The organism is Acinetobacter sp. SwsAc2, assembly GCF_013391465.1.
Taxonomy (GTDB): domain Bacteria; phylum Pseudomonadota; class Gammaproteobacteria; order Pseudomonadales; family Moraxellaceae; genus Acinetobacter; species Acinetobacter johnsonii.
In genome coordinates this window covers 21,961-41,719 of the sequence record NZ_JACBEZ010000014.1, presented here as the reverse complement: position 1 = coordinate 41,719, position 19,759 = coordinate 21,961, and the positions used below count along the sequence as shown (strand labels likewise).

The window sequence follows — 19,759 nt, the reverse complement described above, 5'->3', positions numbered from 1 at the left end:
GTTTTTTATTATTTCAAAAATGAAAGTTTTTAAAGTGAATTGAAGGGATTTGTATTCGGTTTGCTCGCCACTTCTGTTGATTGTACTTTCTCAACTTTTTTGGGTTTTGCCACCTGAGCCGTTGTTTTCTTTGTGGTTTGTTTGGTTGAACTCGCAGTCTTACGCGTGGTTTTCTTTGGTGCTTTGATCACCACAGCCTTTGCATCACTCGTATCTGGCGCAGGCAAAGAATTACGAACGAGATTAGACAGCTCTTTGGCAGGCGGATAGGTTAAATCTGTAGATAAATAGCGCATTTCTTCTTGACGCATATGGTTTAACGCCGTATTTGCAATCGAAACGCCAGCTAAAAACCGAGTATCTGTTAATGATGTATGATTAATATTTCGCGCATTTAACTCTTCAACCAGTTGAAGTGCTTTATAACTTTTCCCAAGTTCTTGATATCGACTAGCAGCTTGAACCAATAATTTATTTTTTAGCTCATCATTTTTTTTATTTTTACTATCGCAAATCTGTGCATATAAATTTAGTAAATCATGATCAGTTTCACCATTTACCAATGGGTAATTTTTAATACACTTATTTTTTAAACTAATACCCTCTTCTACCGCTGCAAAAGCAAATGGTGTCGCCGTTAATAAAACGAATGTAGGTAAAATTAAATAATATTTTTTCAAAACTTGCCTCAAACCTTTATGAATAAAAATTAAAATTATTATCAGTAACTTCGATTTAAAATATACACACCCTAGGTAAATACTTTCTGCTTATATAATGCGCTTGGATTTAACAAAAATATGGCACCTAAAGTCAAGGTAAAAAATGTTACTCAAAAGTAACTGTGTTTGCTTTTTGTAATATATCTTCTTTTTTATCTAAATTTCATTTGTGTATTATGATGGCATATATATAAAATACCCGCCAAATAGCATTTATAATGGCTTGTAAAATGCTAATTTATAAATAATTTTATATTTACACTAAAAACACAGATAGCCATTGGCATATTTGTCTTGTAAAAACTTTGCTATAAAGCATGACTGAGTTACATATGAATAACCTTAAAATATTAATTAAGAAGCTATCTAATCATGCGCGTGTTGCTCTAGAGAAGTCTGCAAATAGTTGTATTAATCAACAAAATTATGAAATCGAAATTGAGCATTTTTTTCTTGAATTATTAGAACAACAAGAGCCAAATGATCTCCACTTATTGGTTGAAAAATATAAAATTTCCCATGATTTTTTAGTTAAGGATTTACAACTCAGTCTTTCCCAGTTGCCTAAAGGAAATACTCGCACCCCGATATTTGCTCAATCCATTATTCGTTTATTGGAGCAAGCGTGGTTACTTGCTTCAGCCGAACAAAATCCTGTCATTCGAACAGGTCATATTTTGGTAGCACTTTTAACAGCACCAGATTTGCATCAAATGGCATTACGCGCTTCGGGCCAATTTGAACTGTTCCCGATCGATACAATGAAGCATAAATTTTTAGACCTATGCTCAAACAGTATCGAACAAGATGTTTTACAGGAAACAGCACCAAGCGAAAGCACTGAGCCTGCACAGCATTTGGCTAAAAACAAAACGCCAGCACTTGATCAATATACAATTAACCTGACCCAAAAGGCACAAAGTGGCCTTATCGACCCCGTTATTGGTCGTGAGTTTGAAATACGTTTAATGCTCGATATCCTAATGCGTCGACGCCAAAATAACCCCATTTTAACTGGTGAACCGGGTGTAGGAAAAACGGCTGTCGTTGAAGGTTTGGCATTAAAAATTGTGAACAACCAAGTGCCTGATGCTTTAAAAAATGTTCAACTGCATACGCTTGATATGGGACTATTGCAAGCAGGTGCCAGTGTAAAAGGTGAATTTGAAAATCGCTTGAAACAAGTGATTCAAGAGGTTCAGTCTGCCACTCATCCTATAATTTTATTTATTGATGAAGCACATACTTTGATTGGTGCGGGAGGTCAAGCAGGCCAAAATGATGCTGCCAATCTATTAAAACCCGCACTGGCTCGTGGTGAGTTACGTACCATTGCAGCAACCACATGGGCTGAATATAAACAATATTTTGAAAAAGATGCAGCGCTCAGTCGACGCTTTCAAGTCGTTAAAGTTGAAGAACCAACCGAAGATGTCGCCATCGATATGTTACGTGCCATGTTACCAGTCATGGCCAATCATTTTAATTTAAATATTGATGATGAAGCTATCATCACAGCCGTACATTCTTCGCATCGTTATATTAGTGGCCGCCAACTCCCAGACAAAGCGATTAGCGTACTCGATACAGCCGCAGCGCGTGTAGCACTCACTCAAAACGCACAACCTGTGAAGTTAGATCAGATGCTTGCTCAACAACATAATCTCAAACTTGAATATGAGATTTTAGAAAATGAACATAAAAATTTGCCGATTCATCATGAGCGCCTACATGATCTAAAGCAAAAACTAGTGCAGCTTGAGTGTGAAATTGAACACACTCAAGCGCAATGGCAAAAAGAAAGAGCGCTTGTTGAACAGATAAAACAACGCCAACAAGATACAACGGTTCACAACGATCAAAAAGAGATTGCTGCGCTTCGTGAAGAATTAAGCAATGTACAAGGCCAGAATCCCTTAGTGTTTGAGCGTGTTAATGCACAAATCATTAATGAAATTATTTCAGACTGGACCGGTATTCCTGTGGGTAATATGGTGAACGATGAAATAAAACAAATTCTCAGCCTAGAAAGCAAACTGGCTGAGCGTGTTATGGGACAAGACTCTGCCCTACATCAACTGGTTCAGGGAATTAAAACATCTAAAGCAAAATTGGATGATCCCAATAAACCGCAAGGCGTGTTCATGTTGGTGGGTCCAAGTGGTGTCGGTAAAACCGAAACCGCGCTTGCGCTGGCGAATGAGCTTTATGGTGGAGAATCCCACCTAATCACTATTAATATGTCTGAATATCAAGAAGCACATACCGTTTCTTCTTTAAAAGGTGCTCCACCTGGATATGTGGGATATGGTCAAGGTGGTGTGCTGACTGAAGCCGTTCGCCGCAATCCTTATAGTGTGGTTTTATTGGATGAAATTGAAAAAGCACACAACGATGTTCAAGAACTCTTTTATCAAGTTTTTGACAAAGGTACGCTTGAAGATGGCGAAGGTCGAGTCATCGACTTTAAGAATACCACCATTATTTTGACCTCGAATGTAGGTTCGAATACCATTATGCAGGCGTGTTTGAATCAACCGATTGATACATGGCCAACCGCGGAAAGCTTAGCAGAGCAGTTAAAACCAAGTTTATATAAACAATTTAAACCTGCTTTTTTAGGGCGCATGCGTATCGTTCCCTATTTCCCACTGCATGATGATTTACTGATTCAAATTATCCATCATAAAATCAAGAAAATAACCTCTCGCCTTGAGAAGCAGTACCAAACCAAAGTTCAATATTCAGAGGAATTGGTAGAACTGTTATTAAGTCGCTGCACGGAAGTCGATAGCGGTGCACGAAATGTTGATCACATTTTGAATGCCAGTATATTGCCTGCTTTAGCCACAGAAATATTGATGGCTTTGGCAGTAGACAATTTGCCTAAAGTCATTCAGATTGATGTCAAAGATGATGAAATTACGTATGTTTTAGACCCTGTCGAAAAGACCACGGCTAAAAAGAAACGACATCCTGCTAAAAATAAAGCGAATCAAGTTTAATAGAATATAGAGTGTAAAATTATGAGCTTAGAAATCGAGTCTTTATTGTCTCCTATCTCAAGCGATCAACCATGTGGACAAGACTTGTCTTTTTCCAATGAATTCCACGCTATCAAAATTGCAAAAACTCAGGATGATCCACTACTCGATCAAGGCGACTGGGTCGCTGAACCTAAGCAAGCAGACTGGCATTTCGTTGAACAAAAATCTATCGAGCTGCTCACGGGAAAATCAAAAGATTTACGCTTAATGGGCTGGTTACTTGAAGCGTGGTCAAATTTATACGGATTCGAAGGCACCGCAAAAGCCTTAGAGCTTATGCATCGAACGCTAAATGAGTATTGGACACAACTTCATCCTGAAATTGAAGAAGAAGATTTAGATCAACGTCTAGGTTTGTTGCAAGGTTCCATTAATCATTTGATTCCACTGATTAAACAAGTCGCTATCGTGAATGTTCCTGCATTTTCACTCAGCGATTATGAAGCCTTACTGAGACAAAAAAATCATTTGTTGAAACAAGTAGAAAGTTATACGGAGGATGCCAATAGCTCTCAAATTTTGGAACAGTTTGAGCTGAGCTTGTTCAACACATCAAAATCATTTCAATATCAGAACTATCAACATTTTTCGGCGATTCTGGCTGAATGGTCAATTTTGAAAAGTGTGTTAGATACCTTAATGGGCTTAGATGCACCAAGCTTTGCTGCTATTGATACTCAGCTTGAAAACATCCACACCAGTTTAAAAAAGCTCTATAAAACCGATGTTTTTACCCAACCTGTAATGGCGACACATACGTCTGAGTCTTCTGCTGCCACAACGATAACAACACAGACACTTTCATTTACTCAGCACAAAGAACAAGAGATTGACATGAACATCGTCCATCCATCCAAAGGCTTTCAGGTTCAACCGCAAAATCACTTAGCAAACCGTGAACAAGCCATGCGGGTATTACAAGAAATTTCTGACTATTTCCAAGCTAATGAACCGCATAGTCCAGTAAGTTATATGTTACAAAAAACCATCAAGTGGAGTCAGATGCCACTACATGAATGGTTAAATCAAGTCATTAAAAACGAAAATCCACTGCATAACGTCCAAGAACTACTGGGCGTACAACAAGCAAATGAATCAAACGATTGGTAATCTAAATGTTTAAAGCAGAAAAAATACTTTGGGGTGAAGGTCTATTTTTACGCCCTCAACATTTTCAATTACAAGATGCGTATCATGAACAACGTCTGAATCATACCATTCGTTCCACGATTCCATTTGCCTATGGCATTCAAAATATTCAATTTGATGAGGCACAGTTACACACACATATCTTGGCACTCGAAAGTATTAGTATGATTTGGCAAGATGGTGAAATCTATCAAGCGCCGACACGTGATTTACTGCCAGAGCCAGTGTTATTAGATGAACTGAATTTACGTGGCGAAATCTTGGTTTATTTGGCTTTGCCGATTGTACAAGCCAATAAGAAAAATGTGAGCGCTGAAAATAGTGCGCAGTTCGGTCGCTACCACTCTTATCTGACCTCAACCCACGATTTATTTACAGATGCAATTGCAGCAGATATCACCTTATTGCGCCGCCGTGCAGAGTTTCGCTTGTTAGAGGCGAACGTAGAACCGAATCAAGAGCTGGATGGTTTTTTGTATTTAGCTTTAGCAAAAATTAAACGTCAAAGCTCAGGTCAATTTGAATTTGATCGTCATTTTATTCCGCCTATCTTGCATATTGAATCTTCTGAAAATCTTATCTCGAGTTTGAAACGCAGTTTAAATGTTATCAAAGCGAAAATTAAAACCATTCAAAGTAATAATCGAGAAAACGAGCAAAAACTGATTGAATTTCGCTCTGGCGACATTGTGTCATTTTGGCTGGTTAATGCACTCAACACAGCACACGCGACGTTGAATCATTTATTGCAATACCCGCATATCCATCCAGAGCGGCTATTCTTTGAATTATTACGTTTGACTGGCTCATTGCTGACTTTTTCAACGGCTCATGAGGTTGATCATTTACCTCGCTACCAACATCATAATTTACAAGAAAGTTTTAGTCAGCTCGATTTCATTCTACGTGAGTTATTAGATACGATTATTTCAAACCGCTACATCAGTATCCAACTCAAAGAAACACGACCATCCTATTGGTTAGGCAGTTTAGAGTCAGATAAAATCACCCGAGATTCAAGACTTTACTTGGCTGTTTCAAGCAGCATGATGCAAAGCCACGAACTGATTCAATTGGTTCCATTGCGCTTTAAAGTGGGCAATACCGTAGATGTGGAACAACGTGTCATCGCTGCACTCCCTGCAGTTCCTTTGCATCATTTAATGCAGGTTCCAACTGCTATTCCAGTGCGATCTGGTGTGAGTTACTTTGAAATTGAACCGAATAATGACTTATACCAACGCATGTTGGATGCCGAGTCGATTTGTATTTATATTCCAGCGGGTTTCCAAGATATTGCTGTTGAATTGATTGCTGTGATGAATGGCTAAGGAAATGAATCATGAATAATGCCCCTTCACTTTTTGATGATGGACAAATTGGAACTGGTTCAATTACTCAGCCCATGACCGCCAAAGTCACCAGTACAACCAACTTGGTTGACTTACTCCATGATGGTTTTTATATTGTATTTTTATTAAAAAACAAATATATACCGAGTAGTTCGACTGAATTTCGTGAAAAAATTCTTGTCCTACTCAACCGTTTTGAAAACCAAGCTCGAAAATTACAATTTTCATCAGATGACATTCAAGATGCTAAATATGCTTACTGTGCATTATTAGATGAAACCATTGTGACTCAGCAAGATGCACAATTTTTCGAGCTACAAAATAGTTGGTTAATCAGTCCCTTACAGCTTAGTTTATTTGGCTCGCAACTTGCGGGTTATCGTTTTTTTGAAATTTTAGAAGAGTTACGCCGTAAAGGAAATAGTCGATTAGCCGCACTTGAAGTTTATCATTACTGCATGCTCCTGGGTTTTCATGGTAGATATCGCATTGAATCTATAGAAAATTTAAACCATTTGGTCGCACGTGTGGGCGATGAAATTGACTATTTGAAAGGAAAAAAGGCTGCCTTTTCTCCTTTTGCATCGCTCCCCGATCAAATTAAACACATGATTCACCGTGAGCTTCCTTTTTACTGGATTTTACTTTTTCTAATCCTATTCGCGCTCTTATCCTTTGCAGGCTTGCGCTATATGTTATCAAAGCAAAGTACGAATTCTTTGGCCACATATGAAAATGTCATTTCTACGCCAACAGAACAGGCACATATTACTATTCATTTACCCTAAGAACTAACTCCATGGCTCATGAAAAACGGACTTCAGTCAAAATTTTGACGTCTACAAAAAAGAAAAATATTTCACCTATGCTCTATGCATTTGGTGGTTTTTTGGGTGGTGTCTTATTGATGGCCACTCTTGGTTTTACTTACTTTTTTACACAACAAAAAAATGATTCAATACACGTTAGCCAAAATTCTAGCGTCGATGTCACTGAACCCTCAGTCGATAATGAAGCCCCGACGCGGGAACCCGAAGCTATTTTTGAAGCGACTAAAGTCATCCCTTCTAAAAGTGTTCAACCTTCAAATGTAACTGAGCCGCCTGCTGATTTTCCTCAACCCAAAGAAGATGAATTAAGCAGAGCTTTTCTTCGTCCAGCTGAAACAGTTACTGCACCATCGATGAAGAGTGCTAGTCCGCAGCCCTTACCAAAAGAAAATAAGAAACAAAACTCGTCAACGCAAAGTTCGGCTACACCGAAAGATAAAAATCACGGCAAAGTGACTAAATCAGAACAGCCTGTGGAAAAATCCGAAGAATCTCCCACAGGCAGTGTACAAACCAAGATTACAACTCGTGCCGTCGAAGCCCCAATGCCAGCTACTATCAGACTATGATTTATGCTATTTTTTCGATTTTTCTAATCCTGGCACTAGGGCTCGGTTTAGCACTGTCCTATGAACTTAGAGCAAAATTAGCTGGCTTTTTTGTCGGGTTAATTCCTCAAGGAAAACAAAGATTTCAATCCGCTCGTCATTTTGCACAGCATATAAATCATGCTGCTGCGCCTGAGCAATTGCAATCACATTGGCATATTCAACAGTGGTGGATATTGGTTGCGGGCCTACTTCTATTTGCCAGCATCTTAATGTTTGCTTTTACCAGCCCCGTCACACCCACTAAAATCGAAGCGGATTATTTAAGACAATCGGATCCACAAATTTATGCCCTACTTGATGGACAAATTTTGTCTCCGCCACCAGAGATCGAAGAATCCTTAGTTGCTGCGGCCATAGTTGAAGCAAGTATGCTTGAGCAAGCGGATCTTAATAATAATTCTATTCAAGCCAGTGCTTTGAGTTACGATCCAAGTATTCAGGATGTACATTCAACTCATTCACATGACAATTTAGCAACGGCTGACCGTAAGTGGCACAAAATGAACCCACGCTATAAACAACGTCTACTGATGGTATTTAAAATAATGCGTGAGCAGCATGGATATGAACTGGTTTTACTGGAAGGCTATCGTAGCCCGCAGCGTCAGAATTCTTTAGCCAGCAATAAAAATACGACTTTGGCGCGTGGTTATCAGAGTTACCACCAATTTGGATTGGCGGCGGATGTCGCATTTAAGCGGGATGGAAAAGTCGTTATTTCTGAACGAGACCCATGGGCAATGCGTGGCTATCAGCTCTATGGTGAAGTTGCAGAATCTGTAGGTTTAACTTGGGGCGGACGTTGGAAGTCGATCCAAGACTATGGCCATACCGAATTTCGAATGCCGAATTTAAAGAAAACTGCGGAAATGGCTGAAAAGCTGACCTCTGAAGGACAACTTTCAGCTGCGAATTTGAGTTAATCAGGTTGAAGGCTGACTCAAATATTGAGTGATGATTTGCAAAACTTGCGCAGTTTTCTCTGCATGTAACCAGTGTCCAGCATCTGCCACCGTCTGAATCTGGGCTTGAGAAAACTGCGATTGGATAGCTTCTATATATTCTGGCTTTGCTACATAAGGTGAGTTTCCACCACGTATAAACAATGCAGACTTATGCCATGTTTCTATATTTTCCCATGACAGAATTTGGGCATAGTTCTGATACAGTGCATCTACATTAAACAACCACTTCCCTTTGCTAAAAGATTTCAAGAGAAACTGAATCACCATTTCTTCTTTGAGATATTCACGCATGATTTCTATGGCTTGTTGACGTGTTTCAATATCTGCTTTTTGTACTGCAATGAGCGCTTTAAAAATTTGCTCATGATGATTTTCTTTATAAGCAATAGGCGTAATATCCAACACCACCAGTTGATCTAGTCGATCTCCTGCGAGTTCGGTCACTTTCATCACCAGCTTTCCACCCATCGAATGCCCGATCAAAGAAAAGTGTTCGATGTTGAGTTCATCTAAAGTTTCAATTAGATCAGCTGCCATGACCTCATAATTCATCACATTGGAATGTGACGATAAGCCATGATTACGTACATCTACCTGTAATACATGGTGGCTTGAATAAAACTCCCGAGCCAACATTCCTAAATTACTTAAACTGCCAAATAAACCATGAACAAAGACCAATGTTTTTGCACGCGGCTGCTCATTTTGATGAAATTGATGATTTAGGATCATATGAAACTTACTTTATTTGATTACTATAGATATTGAATTTTTAATGGAAATAAATCAAATGACTTTTTATATTAAGCTCAATTTTGCTTAGGCTATTTTGAGTGGGAGATTTTAGCTTAGGCTAAATTTAAAAGCATGATGTACATGTCTGTTTAATATCAGATTAGATTCTTGAATCAGATTCTAAGCAAATGAAAAGATGCCGAATGCCTTAAGTCTTACTAATTTTGTATTTTAAAAATAATTCAGCGGAATTTTTAAGTAAGGAATACCATTGTCTTCTGGTTGAGGGAACTTGCCTGCAAACATATTGATTTGAATTGCTGGTAATATCAATTTTGGCATGCTTAACGTTGCATCACGGCGGTTTCGCATCTCGACAAAATCAACTTTTCCCGTTGTAGTATTGATATGAATGTTTTTATGCTTTTGCGAATAAACCGATGTCTCATATTGGTATTGATCACGACTTTCGGGTAAGTAGTCATGGCATAAGAACATCCGCGTTTGATCTGGCAATGTGTACAAAGTCTTCACTGAATCAAATAAAGCCGCCGCACTCCCCTTTGGAAAATCACAACGTGCCGTCCCATAGTCAGGCATAAACAACGTGTCCCCGACAAAAACAGCATCACCAATGACATAACTGAGACACGCAGGTGTATGCCCTGGTGTCGGAATATTATATGCTTTTATGTTGCCTATCAAAAATATCTCATGATCTGCAAAAAGATAATCAAATGACTGCTTGGCATTTAAACTCTTAATATCTAAGTGATAAATCTCACCAAAAGTTTGTTGTACGATCTCAATCTTATGACTAATCGCAATTTTTCCACCTAGTTTTTGCTTTAAATACTGTGCAGCACTTAAATGATCTGCATGCACATGTGTTTCTAAAATCCAGTCTACGCTTAGGCTATTTTCCTGAATATAAGCAATGATTAAATCGGCCTGCTCTGTTTTGGTCGTTGCCGATGCTGCATCATAGTCCAATACACTATCAATCACGGCGCAACACTGAGTGTCGGGATCACTCACCACATAACTAAACGTGTTGCTCGCTGTATCAAAAAATGCTTTTACTTGAGCAATTTGCATCATGGCATTTTCTCCATTACTTTACGATGTAGCAGTACACCAACGAACATCGCAATTATAAAATAGATCGCTTGATAATAACCCAGTCCAATCAAAGTAAAGCTCGGCGCAGGACAAATTCCCGCAATTCCCCAGCCTATACCAAATAGCAGACTTCCGAAGATCAGTTTTCTGTCGATTTTCGTATTTTTAGGAAGTTGTATGGCTTCACCATAAAAGGTTTGTGGATGTGGCTGACGTACAGCTTTTTGAAAAGGAATAAATGCAATCGCAATCGCCCCCATCATCACAAAAGCTAGACTGGCATCCCAGTGCCCAAAAATATCTAAAAAGCCAATCACTTTCGCAGGATTCGACATTCCTGAAAGCATGAGACCAATTGAAAATAATCCACCCCAAATGAATGCCCAAACATTTTTCATTTTAGATTGCTCCAAACATATGACGGACAACATACACAGTAATAAAGCCTGCGAACATAAAACTCATTGTAGCGATGATTGAACGTTTGGATAAACGACTGATACCACAAATACCATGCCCGCTGGTACAACCAGAGCCTAAGCGAGTTCCAAAACCTACCAATACGCCCGCAATAATTAACATGAAAGGTGTAGCTTCAATATAGATTTCTGGCTGAACAAAAGCGGCATATATAAACGGAACAATGAACAGGCCCAATAAAAACCACAGTGCAGGCGTATTTATGATCCCTTTTAAGTTTAAAACTTGAGAGACCAGACCACTGATTCCTGCAATTCGTCCATTGGTATATAAATATCCAACGGCGGAGATGCCGAGTAATATTCCACCTATAAAAGACCACGCAAAATCATGCATTGGTAAGCGCCTTAAAACAATATATGTTTTAATAATATATTTAATTAAAAAATAATCAAGCGTCCTTTGTATCTATGGATGCTATGCATGTCTATGGTCACTGTCTACGGGGTCTTTCATCTAGCTTTAGATATTTGAATGGCACTACCCGTCCGTTCTCGAAGCTTTTAGTCTTTTAGATAACACCTTAAAGCATTTTTTTACATAGTTATTCTTCACAATAACGTAAAAAGCTTGAATATATCCCCGAGGGATTTTGTATTCAGCCCTTTTTTAGATTAGAAATACTTAACTTCTCTCGCTTTATTTCATGATAGTTTTCATTTAAAGAAACTGAATAGAATTAGGGCACATCTCTACATCATGAGTATTATTCTCAGTTTATGAAACACATTTACGACTTTTGAATATTTTTTTATGCGGGCAGACACATGAAAAAGGATAAAATAATCTGCTCTTTTTCTGAGCAGTTTATTGAAATTCTGATAATACCCGTTCTGCAAACCATATTGGGAGCTTAGACACGGCGGCATTCATTTTTAAGGTTTCAGCTGCTTCTATTTCTGCAAGAAAAGACGCTTGTATACCGTCAGAAGAGTTATCAAACAAGTAGGCTCGATCACAGCACTCTATGGCTTGCATGAGCAGATCCATACTACGGTAGTAACGTTCAATAATTTTCTGCTCAGGAACAGGATGACCACCCACACTGACGCGATACTTGACTCGGGCAATATTGATTTGTGGATCTACTGTTGAGACATAATATAGATAGGTTTTATAACCCTGACGTTTCGCTTCTCGGAGAAACTCAACTTTAGAGATATGTGACATGACCGTCTCAAAAGTAAAACTGACTTTTAAGCGCAGAAACTCAAGCCGGATATAGTCAATAATGCGTGCACAGAGATAAGAATCAATTTCTTCGGTTTTAAACTCGATCTTCCATTCATCTAGCACAATTGGTTCATGCGCAAGTAAGGCCACGAACTGTCCCGCTTGAGGACGCTTCTTACTTTTTAGAAAAGTGACCAACTCTAAAGCTTTTAAGGAAGGATGATAATGCAATAAATCAATGCGTTGACTCTGTCTTAAGTTTTGTTCCAGTTCATCTGCATTTAAATATGCCCCAATATGTTGGGGCAAGAGGTAATCTTTAACAGTGCTTTTACCAGAACCATTCGGCCCTGCAAACATTCTTATTCTAGGTTGTCGAGGTGGCATATCAATCTATACGGTTGCGTGTTTCTTTTTACGTGTCAGTTTCGGTAAAACGCCTACATCGACATAAGCATGACTTAAGTCTTGTAAAACAGTTTCATTGCCATGAATATCGCGTTCAACCAATTGTTCAGCTTTTGCATAAACTACAGACGAACGAGTGGTTGCTTTTTGAAAAGCATCATGAAAAGCATGAATGGCAAGTTTAGGAATCATATCATCCTCATATTTGCCTACTTTAATGTCGGTATAAGCTGCCATACACCAACTCCTACTCAAACGATGGTTGATTTTTATTTATCTTAACACAATCGAGGACATTGTCTATTTATACAGCATCCTGAAACAATAAATTAGATCTTAATATCCACACTAATTTCATGCTGTCTTATTCGGTTACTTTACTTTTTAATCGTTTCGTATCTTCAACTTGTAAAGCTTTAGCCGTTGGACAGAAGGCACTTTCATTCATCCCTGCATCGGTCAGGCTTTTTTCTTGCTGCTCAAGATAACGGTTGGCCACCATCAGCATCACTGAAGCGGTACTTAACTCAATATTGGCTTTAGATAGCGCAGCAATTTGATGATATGCATCCATACGCTGACAAAATGCGGTTTTCATTTCTGTTGCTGTCGCTGGATTATCTTTTGCATCTAAAACGGTTTTGGTTGAATTCACAGTTGCTGTATATTCAGCCATCTTCTGATCATACTGTGCCTGAGTCAGCTTCGTTATTTCTGCATAACTCAGGGTTGATAGAAACGATGATAAAAATAATGAAAGGCTAAGCAACGTCCATGTTTGTTTTTTCATGTATTAAGACTCATCGCCTTCTTTCCATACGTCTTCATAGTCATCGCCATCAATCATAAAACGATAACCTTCACTTAAAGCCAAGTATGGAAGTACGTCAGGCAAGATATCTTGTAACTCACGTACAGTCATGGTTGTAAAAAAGTCTTGTCCTTCACCCAATTCACCACCATAAATAAACCAAGCGACATTCTCTTCAGTTTCTGGCTTTTTACGTAAACCGACAATGGGTTCTTGATTCAAAGTATGCACAGCAACAGCAACGACATCATCACCTTTTACTTCAACATAAGCCGAGTCAAATTCTTCACACAGTAGTTTTTGTTCCGCAATTAATTCATTCAATGCAGATTGTTGTGACTTTTGTGCCATGCGATGCTGCCCCTTTTGAGCGTCAATCTATCGATAGCGCATTTTAAAACATATTTAGGTCAAAGGCTGTTTTTATTTAAACAATTAGCACATAGGTGAACACTCAATAGCACTACAAATTTGGCATTCATTTTGCTTAACAGTATTACGTTTTATAAAAAAAGTAATATCGGGGCTAAGCAACTATGGGTTATGTCGCACGAGAACTCAGTCCTCAAAGCAAAATATTGCTGGGCTTTGGATCATTTCTAATACCAATCCTCATTTGGTGTGCTGTGAGTTATTTACCATTTATTTGGCATCCTCAAGTACAAATCACCAACTCTGGCAGTGTCTCTTTTTTACAAATCGGTAGCCGTGTAGACAAAAGTGTGTTCTATGCAGAAGCGCAAAATGCCGTCAATACAGGCACTGAACCGCCGCAAGGTAATTTGGTCAATCCTATTTATTTACCAGCACCCCACCAAGTTGCGACAGCCTTAGTGACGGCATTTACGACACCACCCACTCAAGCCGATGCACCATGGTTTCATCAAAGTCTTTGGCACAGTATCAAGATTGTATTTAGTGCTTTCTTTATTGCATCACTCGTTGGTATTCCATTGGGGATTTTATGTGGTTTTTCCAACAAAATTTCCCAGCTCACTGAACCCTTTGTTGAGTTCTTTCGCTACTTACCTGCGCCTGCCTTTGGTGCACTGGCTGTTGCAATATTAGGCATTAATGATGCACCAAAAATTGCCATCATCGTGATTGGGACGCTGTTTCAGCAAATTCTGATTATTGCCAATACTACGCGTATGGTGGACCGCGGGCTGATTGAAGCGGGTTATACCCTAGGGACGAATAAAGTAAAAAGTCTGTTTCACGTGGTCATTCCAGCGGCGTTACCCGATATTTACCGTGATTTACGTGTTTTGCTGGGCTGGGCGTGGACCTACTTGATTGTCTCTGAGTTGATTGGCACCACCACAGGGATCACTTGGTTTATTACCCAGCAAGCACGCTACCAGAACTTTGACAATGTCTATGCTGCGATTTTAATTATTGGGGTGATTGGCTTGGTCTGTGATGTGATTTTAATGAAACTCGGACAACATCTGTTTAAATGGAAAGCGGGAGCAAAATAATGATAACTACAGATATAAGAACGCCAGAATTCAATGCTCGTCAGTATTTTGATCACATTTATCAACGTCCTGTCATTTTAGAGGCCAAACAACTTAGTCAAGTTTTTCAGCATGGTAAAAACTCACGCACGATTTTAAATCAACTCAATTTGAAAATTCATAAGCGAGAGTTTATTTGTGTGATTGGCCCGTCTGGTTGTGGAAAATCGACCTTTAGTCGTGTTGTTGCGGGTCTAGACCCATATAGCAGTGGCGAATTACTAGTAGATGGACAGCCCATTTCAGGCCCTAGCCCAGAGCGAGGCATGGTGTTTCAAGGCTATACCTTATTTCCTTGGAAATCGGTTAAAGAAAATGTGATGTTTGGTCCACTGATGAAAGGTGCAAGTCATGCCTCAGCCGAAGCGGCTGCACGAGAATGGATCAATATTATTGGCTTAGAGAAGTATGAAAACCAATATCCGCATCAACTGTCTGGCGGGATGAAGCAACGTGTTGCGATTGCCCGTGCTTTAGTCAATGAACCGAAAATTTTACTGATGGACGAACCTTTCGGTGCGCTTGACCCGCATACCCGTCAGAAAATGCAAAAACACCTAATGGACCTATGGCAAAACATTGATATCACCATCATTTTTGTAACCCATGATATGGATGAGGCTATTTTACTGGCTGATCGTATCGTAGCGCTGAAAGCCAATCCTGGGGAAATTAAAGAAATTATTGAAGTGGATTTACCCCGTCCACGAAACACTGAACTGATGTCCAGCCCTGCCTTTAAGCTACTTCGAGAGCGAGTCGATTTCCTAGTACATGCACAAGAAGAAGAACTCGATCCAGCACTGGAAGATTTACCCAAAATTCCACGTATGACCCAAATTAGTACGCATAAATAATTCATTGATCTAGCCTGAGGGACGACCCTTAGGTTTTATGCACTGTTGGACGGCCAACACGAGGATTTTACTATGCAAGATAAATATGTCCTTCCACTGGTGGATATCAGCCTTTTAAATAGCCCAAATCTAGATGACCATATGCAAGTTGCTCAAGCGCTTGATCAGGCCTGCAAAGAAGTTGGTTTTCTCTACCTCAAAGGTGATCAATTTAAACCTGCATTATTTGCACAGTTATGTGACATCGCGAAGCGCTATTTTGCCCAAGATGACGCACTCAAAATGCAAAATTATATTGGCAAATCGCTGAATCATAGTGGCTATGTGCCTATAGGTGAAGAACAGTTTTCGAGTAACAGCTACGATTTAAAAGAATCTTATGATGTGAATTATGACTATCAAGGGTCTGCATTAAATTATCCCTTACTTGGCCCAACACAATGGCCAGATGATCCCGCATTTAAACGTCATGTCTCGCAGTACTATCAGCACTTAAAAGCAATTGGTCATCAGCTGTTTCGCTGTTTTGCGCTGGCTTTAGAGCAAAAAGAAGACTTTTTTGATGCACATATTCAACATGCACCCAGCCAGTTACGCCTCATTCACTATCCATATAACCCTCAAGCGACAGATGCAGAAGGCATCGGAGCGCATACCGACTATGAGTGCTTTACTTTATTACTCCCCACAGCCCCCGGTTTACAAGTCCTTACTAAGCAAGGCGAATGGATTGATATTCCTCTGCTTGAAAATACGTTGGTGATGAACATTGGTGACATGATGGAAATCTTGTCCAATGGCAAATATTTAGCCACCAAACATCGGGTCAAAAAAGTCCAACAAGAACGCTACTCCTTCCCTTTATTTTTTTCTTGTGACTATGACTATGTCATCCAACCGATTAATACAAATGAGCCACCTAAATATGCGCCACTGGCAGGTGGAGAACATTTGTTTAATCAAACGGCTCAAACCTTTCATTATTTAAAACAACGTGTAGCCAGTGGTGAGTTGGTCTTAAAGAATGCCGTTCCGCTTTATTCTTTTGGTCTGACTGAGTCAAACATGGAGTACACCCCATGAATTTATTCGAAACTCTAAGTCAACTAAAACCTATCACAGCTGCTTCAGGCAATGTACCAACCTATTTAATGGGCGCATTTCGGCGTAAGAGTATTAGCTTTTACAATGGTTTGACTGATGAAAATACGATTGTGTATTGGTTTCAGTCCAAGAGCTTCACCATTGACCTACGTCTCAAATCAGTAACAGATACACCTATCGTAGAGCGTCAAGCATGGGTCGGTTATACGCATTGGGATGCACAAACTGCATCATTGTCATGGGTGCTAAGTAGCAATTATCAGAACCATACCCAGTGGCCTGAGCCTGCAACCCTACATAGCATTGGCAATTGTATTTTGGAGTTTTCACCAAGTAATGCCTATGTTGAAGACTGGCGTCAACAAGCCAGTATAGGTTTATTTTTAGGACTACGCTTAGTCAAAGCCGTACATGTTGCCACGCAGCAAGAAATTTCACTCGATGGCGGTCTCATCATCTGCGGTGAGCATATGGCATATGCACAGTCACGTTTACCCCATATTCAACAGAATATAGACGCGTTAGGGGTTCTTTCTTATGTGGAGCAAAGTCCTTCTGACTTAAATCAAATTGAAAGCTATGAAGTATCAGTTTCAACTCAGGATCAACTCATTCAATATTCAAGCTGCACCCAAATGACTCAACAGCAACTCATTCTAGACGGTTTTGAAGTCTTTGATACTAAAACCCTCATACAGCGTAAATTGATCGATGGCGAAGCATATCAGTTGGTGTTTGTCGTGGATGTGTATGAACCTGAATACGCTTTTCAAAATGTAACATCTACCACGGCGGACAGTCAGGATTGGCTGAAACAAGAACAACATCACCTCATGCATCATGCAACTGTGGTTGCGTAAGGGAGCTTTAATAAGTTATGGCTTTTCTCTATTTATTGATCGCCGTGATTGCAGAAGTCCTCGCGACTTCTGCATTAAAAGCAACCAATGGTTTCACTGCACCTTTACCTGTCGTTTTAACCATTATCGGTTATGCAATTGCACTCTTTTTCTTAGGTCTAACGTTTAAATCGATCCCTATGGGGCTAGCTTACGCACTGTGGTCAGGTGCGGGCATTATTCTTATTTCTACAGTCGGTTGGATTTACTTTAAACAGCAGCTCGACTTTGCGGCGGTTGTTGGTTTAAGTTTTATGATTATCGGCATCGTGATTATTCATGTGTTTTCTAAAAGTACGCATTTATAAATACATGCCTTAAAATCTACTCTTTATTTAAAATTAGATCTTTCTTTGCTTTTTAAACACACTCATACAAAAAAAGCCCAAGTTAACTTGGGCTTTTAGTTTCTACGAAATCTTACTTTAACTCTTCAACCAAAGCTGGATAAATTGCACCATCAACATCCATTTCTGTTTTATAAATACCATTTTCAACGTTGAATTTGTTTACATGGTAGCTTGAGCCATAAATCGAGTCAAAACCTGAACCTTTTTTAAAGACGGTTTTATTGGCTGTCAAATCGAGTAAATGCGTCCCGCCAATAAATTGTTCATATTGTTTCGGATCGACGCCAACACGGTTAGACATAATTTTCACGGCGTCTTCATGTGTTGCAGGGTCATTAATATATTTGACTGTTTTATCCCACACTTGGATCATCTTTTTCCAATCTTCTTTATTGGCAGAAAGATGGCTCATATTTACAGTCAGCGTGTCATAAATTAAACCTGGCTTATCTTTAGAACTATAAATAATTTTAGACCCTGCAACAGACTTCAACGCTTGATTGGCTACAGGTTGCCAGACCGCAATTGCAGCAATGTCTGGACTTGCAAAAACTTGTGGAAGTTCATTGGTCATAGAATTGACCAATTTAATGTCACTGGTCTTAATTTTTGCATCTGTTAGTGCTGTACTTAGCAATAAATGGTCAACTAAGCCTTTTTCAGTGGCAATACTTTTGCCTTTTAAATCGGCAATGCTGTTAATTCCATCTTTTGCGATAATCACGTCATTACCTGCGGAATAGTCTGTCGCCATAATCATGACACCTTGAGTGCCCCCAGAGGCTGTGACTAGATTATCTCCATTGGTCACCAGTACTGCATCTAGCTGATTGGCTGCAAAAGCAGAAAGCGATGATGAATAATCAAACCATTTAAACTCAACATTCAACCCTGCTTCTTTGAGCCAACCTTTTTCAATTGCCACTTGCCATGCAACAAAACCCGGCCAATCACTGTAGCCAATCGTGATGTTTTTGGTGGCTGTGCTCTCAGATGCACTGTTTTTTGTTTCAGGAATTTTGGCGGTGTTATCACAACCTGCCAATAAAATAGTCGAAACAATAGAGACTGATAAGAACGCTTTTTTAATCATGATGCAATTTTCCCGATGCTGTAAATGTTTAAACTTGCTATGTATAGAGTGAGTCATTGAGGGCGGTGAACATGGTCACGATTTCAACGCGCTCTGTTTTTCATTTTGTGGAATCGGCGGCATCACTGCATCCATCAACTCCAAATGCCCTTTGATCACACCTTTCAAAGCAATGAATTGCTGGCTTAATGCTTTTAACTCTGTAGTTAAGCCCTGCAAAATCATCACTTCTAGAATTTTTTGCTCATCTAACTGAATATGTAGTGAGCTGACCACTTGTTCTAAAAACTGCTGCTGTAAGTCCAGCAATTGGACTCTAAGTGGCGTAACACTGGCGTCATAGAGCAAGGTAAACGTCCCCACCATCACGGCGTTACGTTGCTCCTGATCCGCAATCAAATGTTTATTGATCATGTCGACAATGGCTTGAGAACGGCTTTCATAGTGCTGATCAACAATTTTCTGATCCAATGCATCGACAGTTAATTCAGGCACAGTGATGCTGATCCGTGCCAATTTATGTTTCGGCAC

Annotated in this window: 22 protein-coding genes; 11 read left to right on the top strand and 11 right to left on the bottom strand. The window is 39.5% G+C overall.

The genetic code is table 11. The annotated features are described in order from the left end of the window. Nucleotides 1–29: 29 nt before the first annotated feature. The gene (locus HYI04_RS08190; protein WP_094148605.1) at nucleotides 30–680 is read right to left on the bottom strand and encodes a hypothetical protein; all 651 of its coding nucleotides are present in this window, start codon (nucleotides 678–680) and stop codon (nucleotides 30–32) included. Between the two features lie 359 nt (nucleotides 681–1,039). Here HYI04_RS08190 and tssH point away from each other — a divergent pair, with 359 nt between their 5' ends. From tssH to HYI04_RS08160, 6 genes are read left to right on the top strand one after another with little or no spacing between them, the layout of a single operon-like run. After that, entirely contained in the window at nucleotides 1,040–3,727 is a 2,688-nt protein-coding gene (tssH, locus tag HYI04_RS08185) for a type VI secretion system ATPase TssH (RefSeq protein ID WP_372239164.1), read from the top strand. A 21-nt stretch (nucleotides 3,728–3,748) separates the two neighbouring features. Next, nucleotides 3,749–4,879 (top strand): type VI secretion system protein TssA, encoded by a 1,131-nt coding sequence (gene tssA, locus HYI04_RS08180; RefSeq protein WP_094148606.1) that lies wholly within the window; start codon nucleotides 3,749–3,751, stop codon nucleotides 4,877–4,879. A gap of 5 nt (nucleotides 4,880–4,884) precedes the next feature. Then, nucleotides 4,885–6,249 carry a type VI secretion system baseplate subunit TssK gene (tssK, locus tag HYI04_RS08175; protein WP_094148607.1) on the top strand — a complete coding sequence of 455 codons (1,365 nt, stop codon included), beginning with the start codon at nucleotides 4,885–4,887 and terminating at the stop codon, nucleotides 6,247–6,249. Nucleotides 6,250–6,260: 11 nt separating this feature from the next. Next, a complete protein-coding gene (gene icmH, locus HYI04_RS08170; RefSeq protein ID WP_005399426.1) occupies nucleotides 6,261–7,058 on the top strand; it encodes a type IVB secretion system protein IcmH/DotU in 798 nt (265 codons plus the stop codon). Nucleotides 7,059–7,069: 11 nt separating this feature from the next. Continuing rightward, nucleotides 7,070–7,669, top strand: a complete 600-nt coding sequence (locus tag HYI04_RS08165; protein ID WP_130235031.1) for a hypothetical protein — start codon at nucleotides 7,070–7,072, stop codon at nucleotides 7,667–7,669. Continuing rightward, nucleotides 7,666–8,634: a M15 family metallopeptidase gene (locus HYI04_RS08160; protein ID WP_094148609.1), complete on the top strand. Its 969-nt coding sequence runs from the start codon at nucleotides 7,666–7,668 to the stop codon at nucleotides 8,632–8,634. The genes HYI04_RS08165 and HYI04_RS08160 overlap by 4 nt, the downstream gene beginning before the upstream one ends. Here the strand turns inward: HYI04_RS08160 and HYI04_RS08155 are convergent, their stop codons facing one another. From HYI04_RS08155 to HYI04_RS08120, 8 genes are all read right to left on the bottom strand, one after another. Then, nucleotides 8,635–9,408: an alpha/beta fold hydrolase gene (locus HYI04_RS08155; protein WP_010326733.1), complete on the bottom strand. Its 774-nt coding sequence runs from the start codon at nucleotides 9,406–9,408 to the stop codon at nucleotides 8,635–8,637. It abuts the gene before it with no gap. 234 nt (nucleotides 9,409–9,642) lie between these two features. Then, nucleotides 9,643–10,512: an MBL fold metallo-hydrolase gene (locus tag HYI04_RS08150; RefSeq protein WP_029575026.1), complete on the bottom strand. Its 870-nt coding sequence runs from the start codon at nucleotides 10,510–10,512 to the stop codon at nucleotides 9,643–9,645. Continuing rightward, nucleotides 10,509–10,931: a DUF6691 family protein gene (locus HYI04_RS08145; protein ID WP_010326735.1), complete on the bottom strand. Its 423-nt coding sequence runs from the start codon at nucleotides 10,929–10,931 to the stop codon at nucleotides 10,509–10,511. The genes HYI04_RS08150 and HYI04_RS08145 overlap by 4 nt, the downstream gene beginning before the upstream one ends. 1 nt (nucleotide 10,932) lies before the next feature. After that, nucleotides 10,933–11,349: a YeeE/YedE family protein gene (locus tag HYI04_RS08140; protein ID WP_010326736.1), complete on the bottom strand. Its 417-nt coding sequence runs from the start codon at nucleotides 11,347–11,349 to the stop codon at nucleotides 10,933–10,935. A gap of 471 nt (nucleotides 11,350–11,820) precedes the next feature. After that, a complete protein-coding gene (locus HYI04_RS08135; RefSeq protein WP_010326737.1) occupies nucleotides 11,821–12,546 on the bottom strand; it encodes a hypothetical protein in 726 nt (241 codons plus the stop codon). Nucleotides 12,547–12,579: 33 nt separating this feature from the next. Beyond that, complete coding sequence (locus HYI04_RS08130; RefSeq protein ID WP_010326738.1) at nucleotides 12,580–12,831, bottom strand: hypothetical protein; 252 nt, start codon at nucleotides 12,829–12,831, stop codon at nucleotides 12,580–12,582. Nucleotides 12,832–12,958: 127 nt separating this feature from the next. Beyond that, nucleotides 12,959–13,384, bottom strand: coding sequence for a hypothetical protein (locus HYI04_RS08125; RefSeq protein ID WP_010326739.1), 426 nt, complete (start codon nucleotides 13,382–13,384; stop codon nucleotides 12,959–12,961). A gap of 3 nt (nucleotides 13,385–13,387) precedes the next feature. Next, nucleotides 13,388–13,756: a hypothetical protein gene (locus tag HYI04_RS08120; RefSeq protein ID WP_004693046.1), complete on the bottom strand. Its 369-nt coding sequence runs from the start codon at nucleotides 13,754–13,756 to the stop codon at nucleotides 13,388–13,390. A 185-nt stretch (nucleotides 13,757–13,941) separates the two neighbouring features. Here HYI04_RS08120 and HYI04_RS08115 point away from each other — a divergent pair, with 185 nt between their 5' ends. From HYI04_RS08115 to HYI04_RS08095, 5 genes are all read left to right on the top strand, one after another. Continuing rightward, nucleotides 13,942–14,886 carry an ABC transporter permease gene (locus tag HYI04_RS08115; RefSeq protein WP_010326740.1) on the top strand — a complete coding sequence of 315 codons (945 nt, stop codon included), beginning with the start codon at nucleotides 13,942–13,944 and terminating at the stop codon, nucleotides 14,884–14,886. Further along, nucleotides 14,886–15,782 (top strand): ABC transporter ATP-binding protein, encoded by an 897-nt coding sequence (locus HYI04_RS08110; RefSeq protein ID WP_010326741.1) that lies wholly within the window; start codon nucleotides 14,886–14,888, stop codon nucleotides 15,780–15,782. The genes HYI04_RS08115 and HYI04_RS08110 overlap by 1 nt, the downstream gene beginning before the upstream one ends. Nucleotides 15,783–15,854: 72 nt before the next feature. Continuing rightward, a complete protein-coding gene (locus tag HYI04_RS08105) occupies nucleotides 15,855–16,865 on the top strand; it encodes an isopenicillin N synthase family oxygenase (RefSeq protein ID WP_010326742.1) in 1,011 nt (336 codons plus the stop codon). After that, nucleotides 16,862–17,746, top strand: coding sequence for a hypothetical protein (locus HYI04_RS08100; RefSeq protein WP_010326743.1), 885 nt, complete (start codon nucleotides 16,862–16,864; stop codon nucleotides 17,744–17,746). Before HYI04_RS08105 ends, HYI04_RS08100 begins: the two co-directional genes overlap by 4 nt. Nucleotides 17,747–17,763: 17 nt before the next feature. Beyond that, nucleotides 17,764–18,093, top strand: a complete 330-nt coding sequence (locus HYI04_RS08095; RefSeq protein ID WP_010326744.1) for a multidrug efflux SMR transporter — start codon at nucleotides 17,764–17,766, stop codon at nucleotides 18,091–18,093. 112 nt (nucleotides 18,094–18,205) lie between these two features. On the opposite strand, the gene HYI04_RS08090 is transcribed toward HYI04_RS08095, so the two are convergent. Both HYI04_RS08090 and HYI04_RS08085 read right to left on the bottom strand, forming a co-directional pair. Continuing rightward, nucleotides 18,206–19,228: an ABC transporter substrate-binding protein gene (locus HYI04_RS08090; RefSeq protein WP_010326745.1), complete on the bottom strand. Its 1,023-nt coding sequence runs from the start codon at nucleotides 19,226–19,228 to the stop codon at nucleotides 18,206–18,208. Between the two features lie 75 nt (nucleotides 19,229–19,303). Beyond that, nucleotides 19,304–19,759, bottom strand: coding sequence for a CopG family ribbon-helix-helix protein (locus HYI04_RS08085; protein WP_010326746.1), 456 nt, complete (start codon nucleotides 19,757–19,759; stop codon nucleotides 19,304–19,306).

Bases quoted from the DNA above. Each gene is read 5' to 3' on its own strand.
- HYI04_RS08095 (WP_010326744.1), top strand. From the start codon at position 17,764: ATGGCTTTTCTCTATTTATTGATCGCCGTGATTGCAGAAGTCCTCGCG.
- tssH (WP_372239164.1), top strand. From the start codon at position 1,040: ATGACTGAGTTACATATGAATAACCTTAAAATATTAATTAAGAAGCTA.
- HYI04_RS08145 (WP_010326735.1), bottom strand. From the start codon at position 10,931: ATGAAAAATGTTTGGGCATTCATTTGGGGTGGATTATTTTCAATTGGT.
- HYI04_RS08150 (WP_029575026.1), bottom strand. From the start codon at position 10,512: ATGATGCAAATTGCTCAAGTAAAAGCATTTTTTGATACAGCGAGCAAC.
- HYI04_RS08160 (WP_094148609.1), top strand. From the start codon at position 7,666: ATGATTTATGCTATTTTTTCGATTTTTCTAATCCTGGCACTAGGGCTC.
- HYI04_RS08120 (WP_004693046.1), bottom strand. From the start codon at position 13,756: ATGGCACAAAAGTCACAACAATCTGCATTGAATGAATTAATTGCGGAA.
- HYI04_RS08110 (WP_010326741.1), top strand. From the start codon at position 14,886: ATGATAACTACAGATATAAGAACGCCAGAATTCAATGCTCGTCAGTAT.
- tssK (WP_094148607.1), top strand. From the start codon at position 4,885: ATGTTTAAAGCAGAAAAAATACTTTGGGGTGAAGGTCTATTTTTACGC.
- HYI04_RS08115 (WP_010326740.1), top strand. From the start codon at position 13,942: ATGGGTTATGTCGCACGAGAACTCAGTCCTCAAAGCAAAATATTGCTG.
- HYI04_RS08090 (WP_010326745.1), bottom strand. From the start codon at position 19,228: ATGATTAAAAAAGCGTTCTTATCAGTCTCTATTGTTTCGACTATTTTA.
- HYI04_RS08135 (WP_010326737.1), bottom strand. From the start codon at position 12,546: ATGTTTGCAGGGCCGAATGGTTCTGGTAAAAGCACTGTTAAAGATTAC.
- HYI04_RS08125 (WP_010326739.1), bottom strand. From the start codon at position 13,384: ATGAAAAAACAAACATGGACGTTGCTTAGCCTTTCATTATTTTTATCA.
- HYI04_RS08165 (WP_130235031.1), top strand. From the start codon at position 7,070: ATGGCTCATGAAAAACGGACTTCAGTCAAAATTTTGACGTCTACAAAA.
- HYI04_RS08130 (WP_010326738.1), bottom strand. From the start codon at position 12,831: ATGGCAGCTTATACCGACATTAAAGTAGGCAAATATGAGGATGATATG.
- HYI04_RS08140 (WP_010326736.1), bottom strand. From the start codon at position 11,349: ATGCATGATTTTGCGTGGTCTTTTATAGGTGGAATATTACTCGGCATC.
- tssA (WP_094148606.1), top strand. From the start codon at position 3,749: ATGAGCTTAGAAATCGAGTCTTTATTGTCTCCTATCTCAAGCGATCAA.
- HYI04_RS08105 (WP_010326742.1), top strand. From the start codon at position 15,855: ATGCAAGATAAATATGTCCTTCCACTGGTGGATATCAGCCTTTTAAAT.
- HYI04_RS08155 (WP_010326733.1), bottom strand. From the start codon at position 9,408: ATGATCCTAAATCATCAATTTCATCAAAATGAGCAGCCGCGTGCAAAA.
- icmH (WP_005399426.1), top strand. From the start codon at position 6,261: ATGAATAATGCCCCTTCACTTTTTGATGATGGACAAATTGGAACTGGT.
- HYI04_RS08100 (WP_010326743.1), top strand. From the start codon at position 16,862: ATGAATTTATTCGAAACTCTAAGTCAACTAAAACCTATCACAGCTGCT.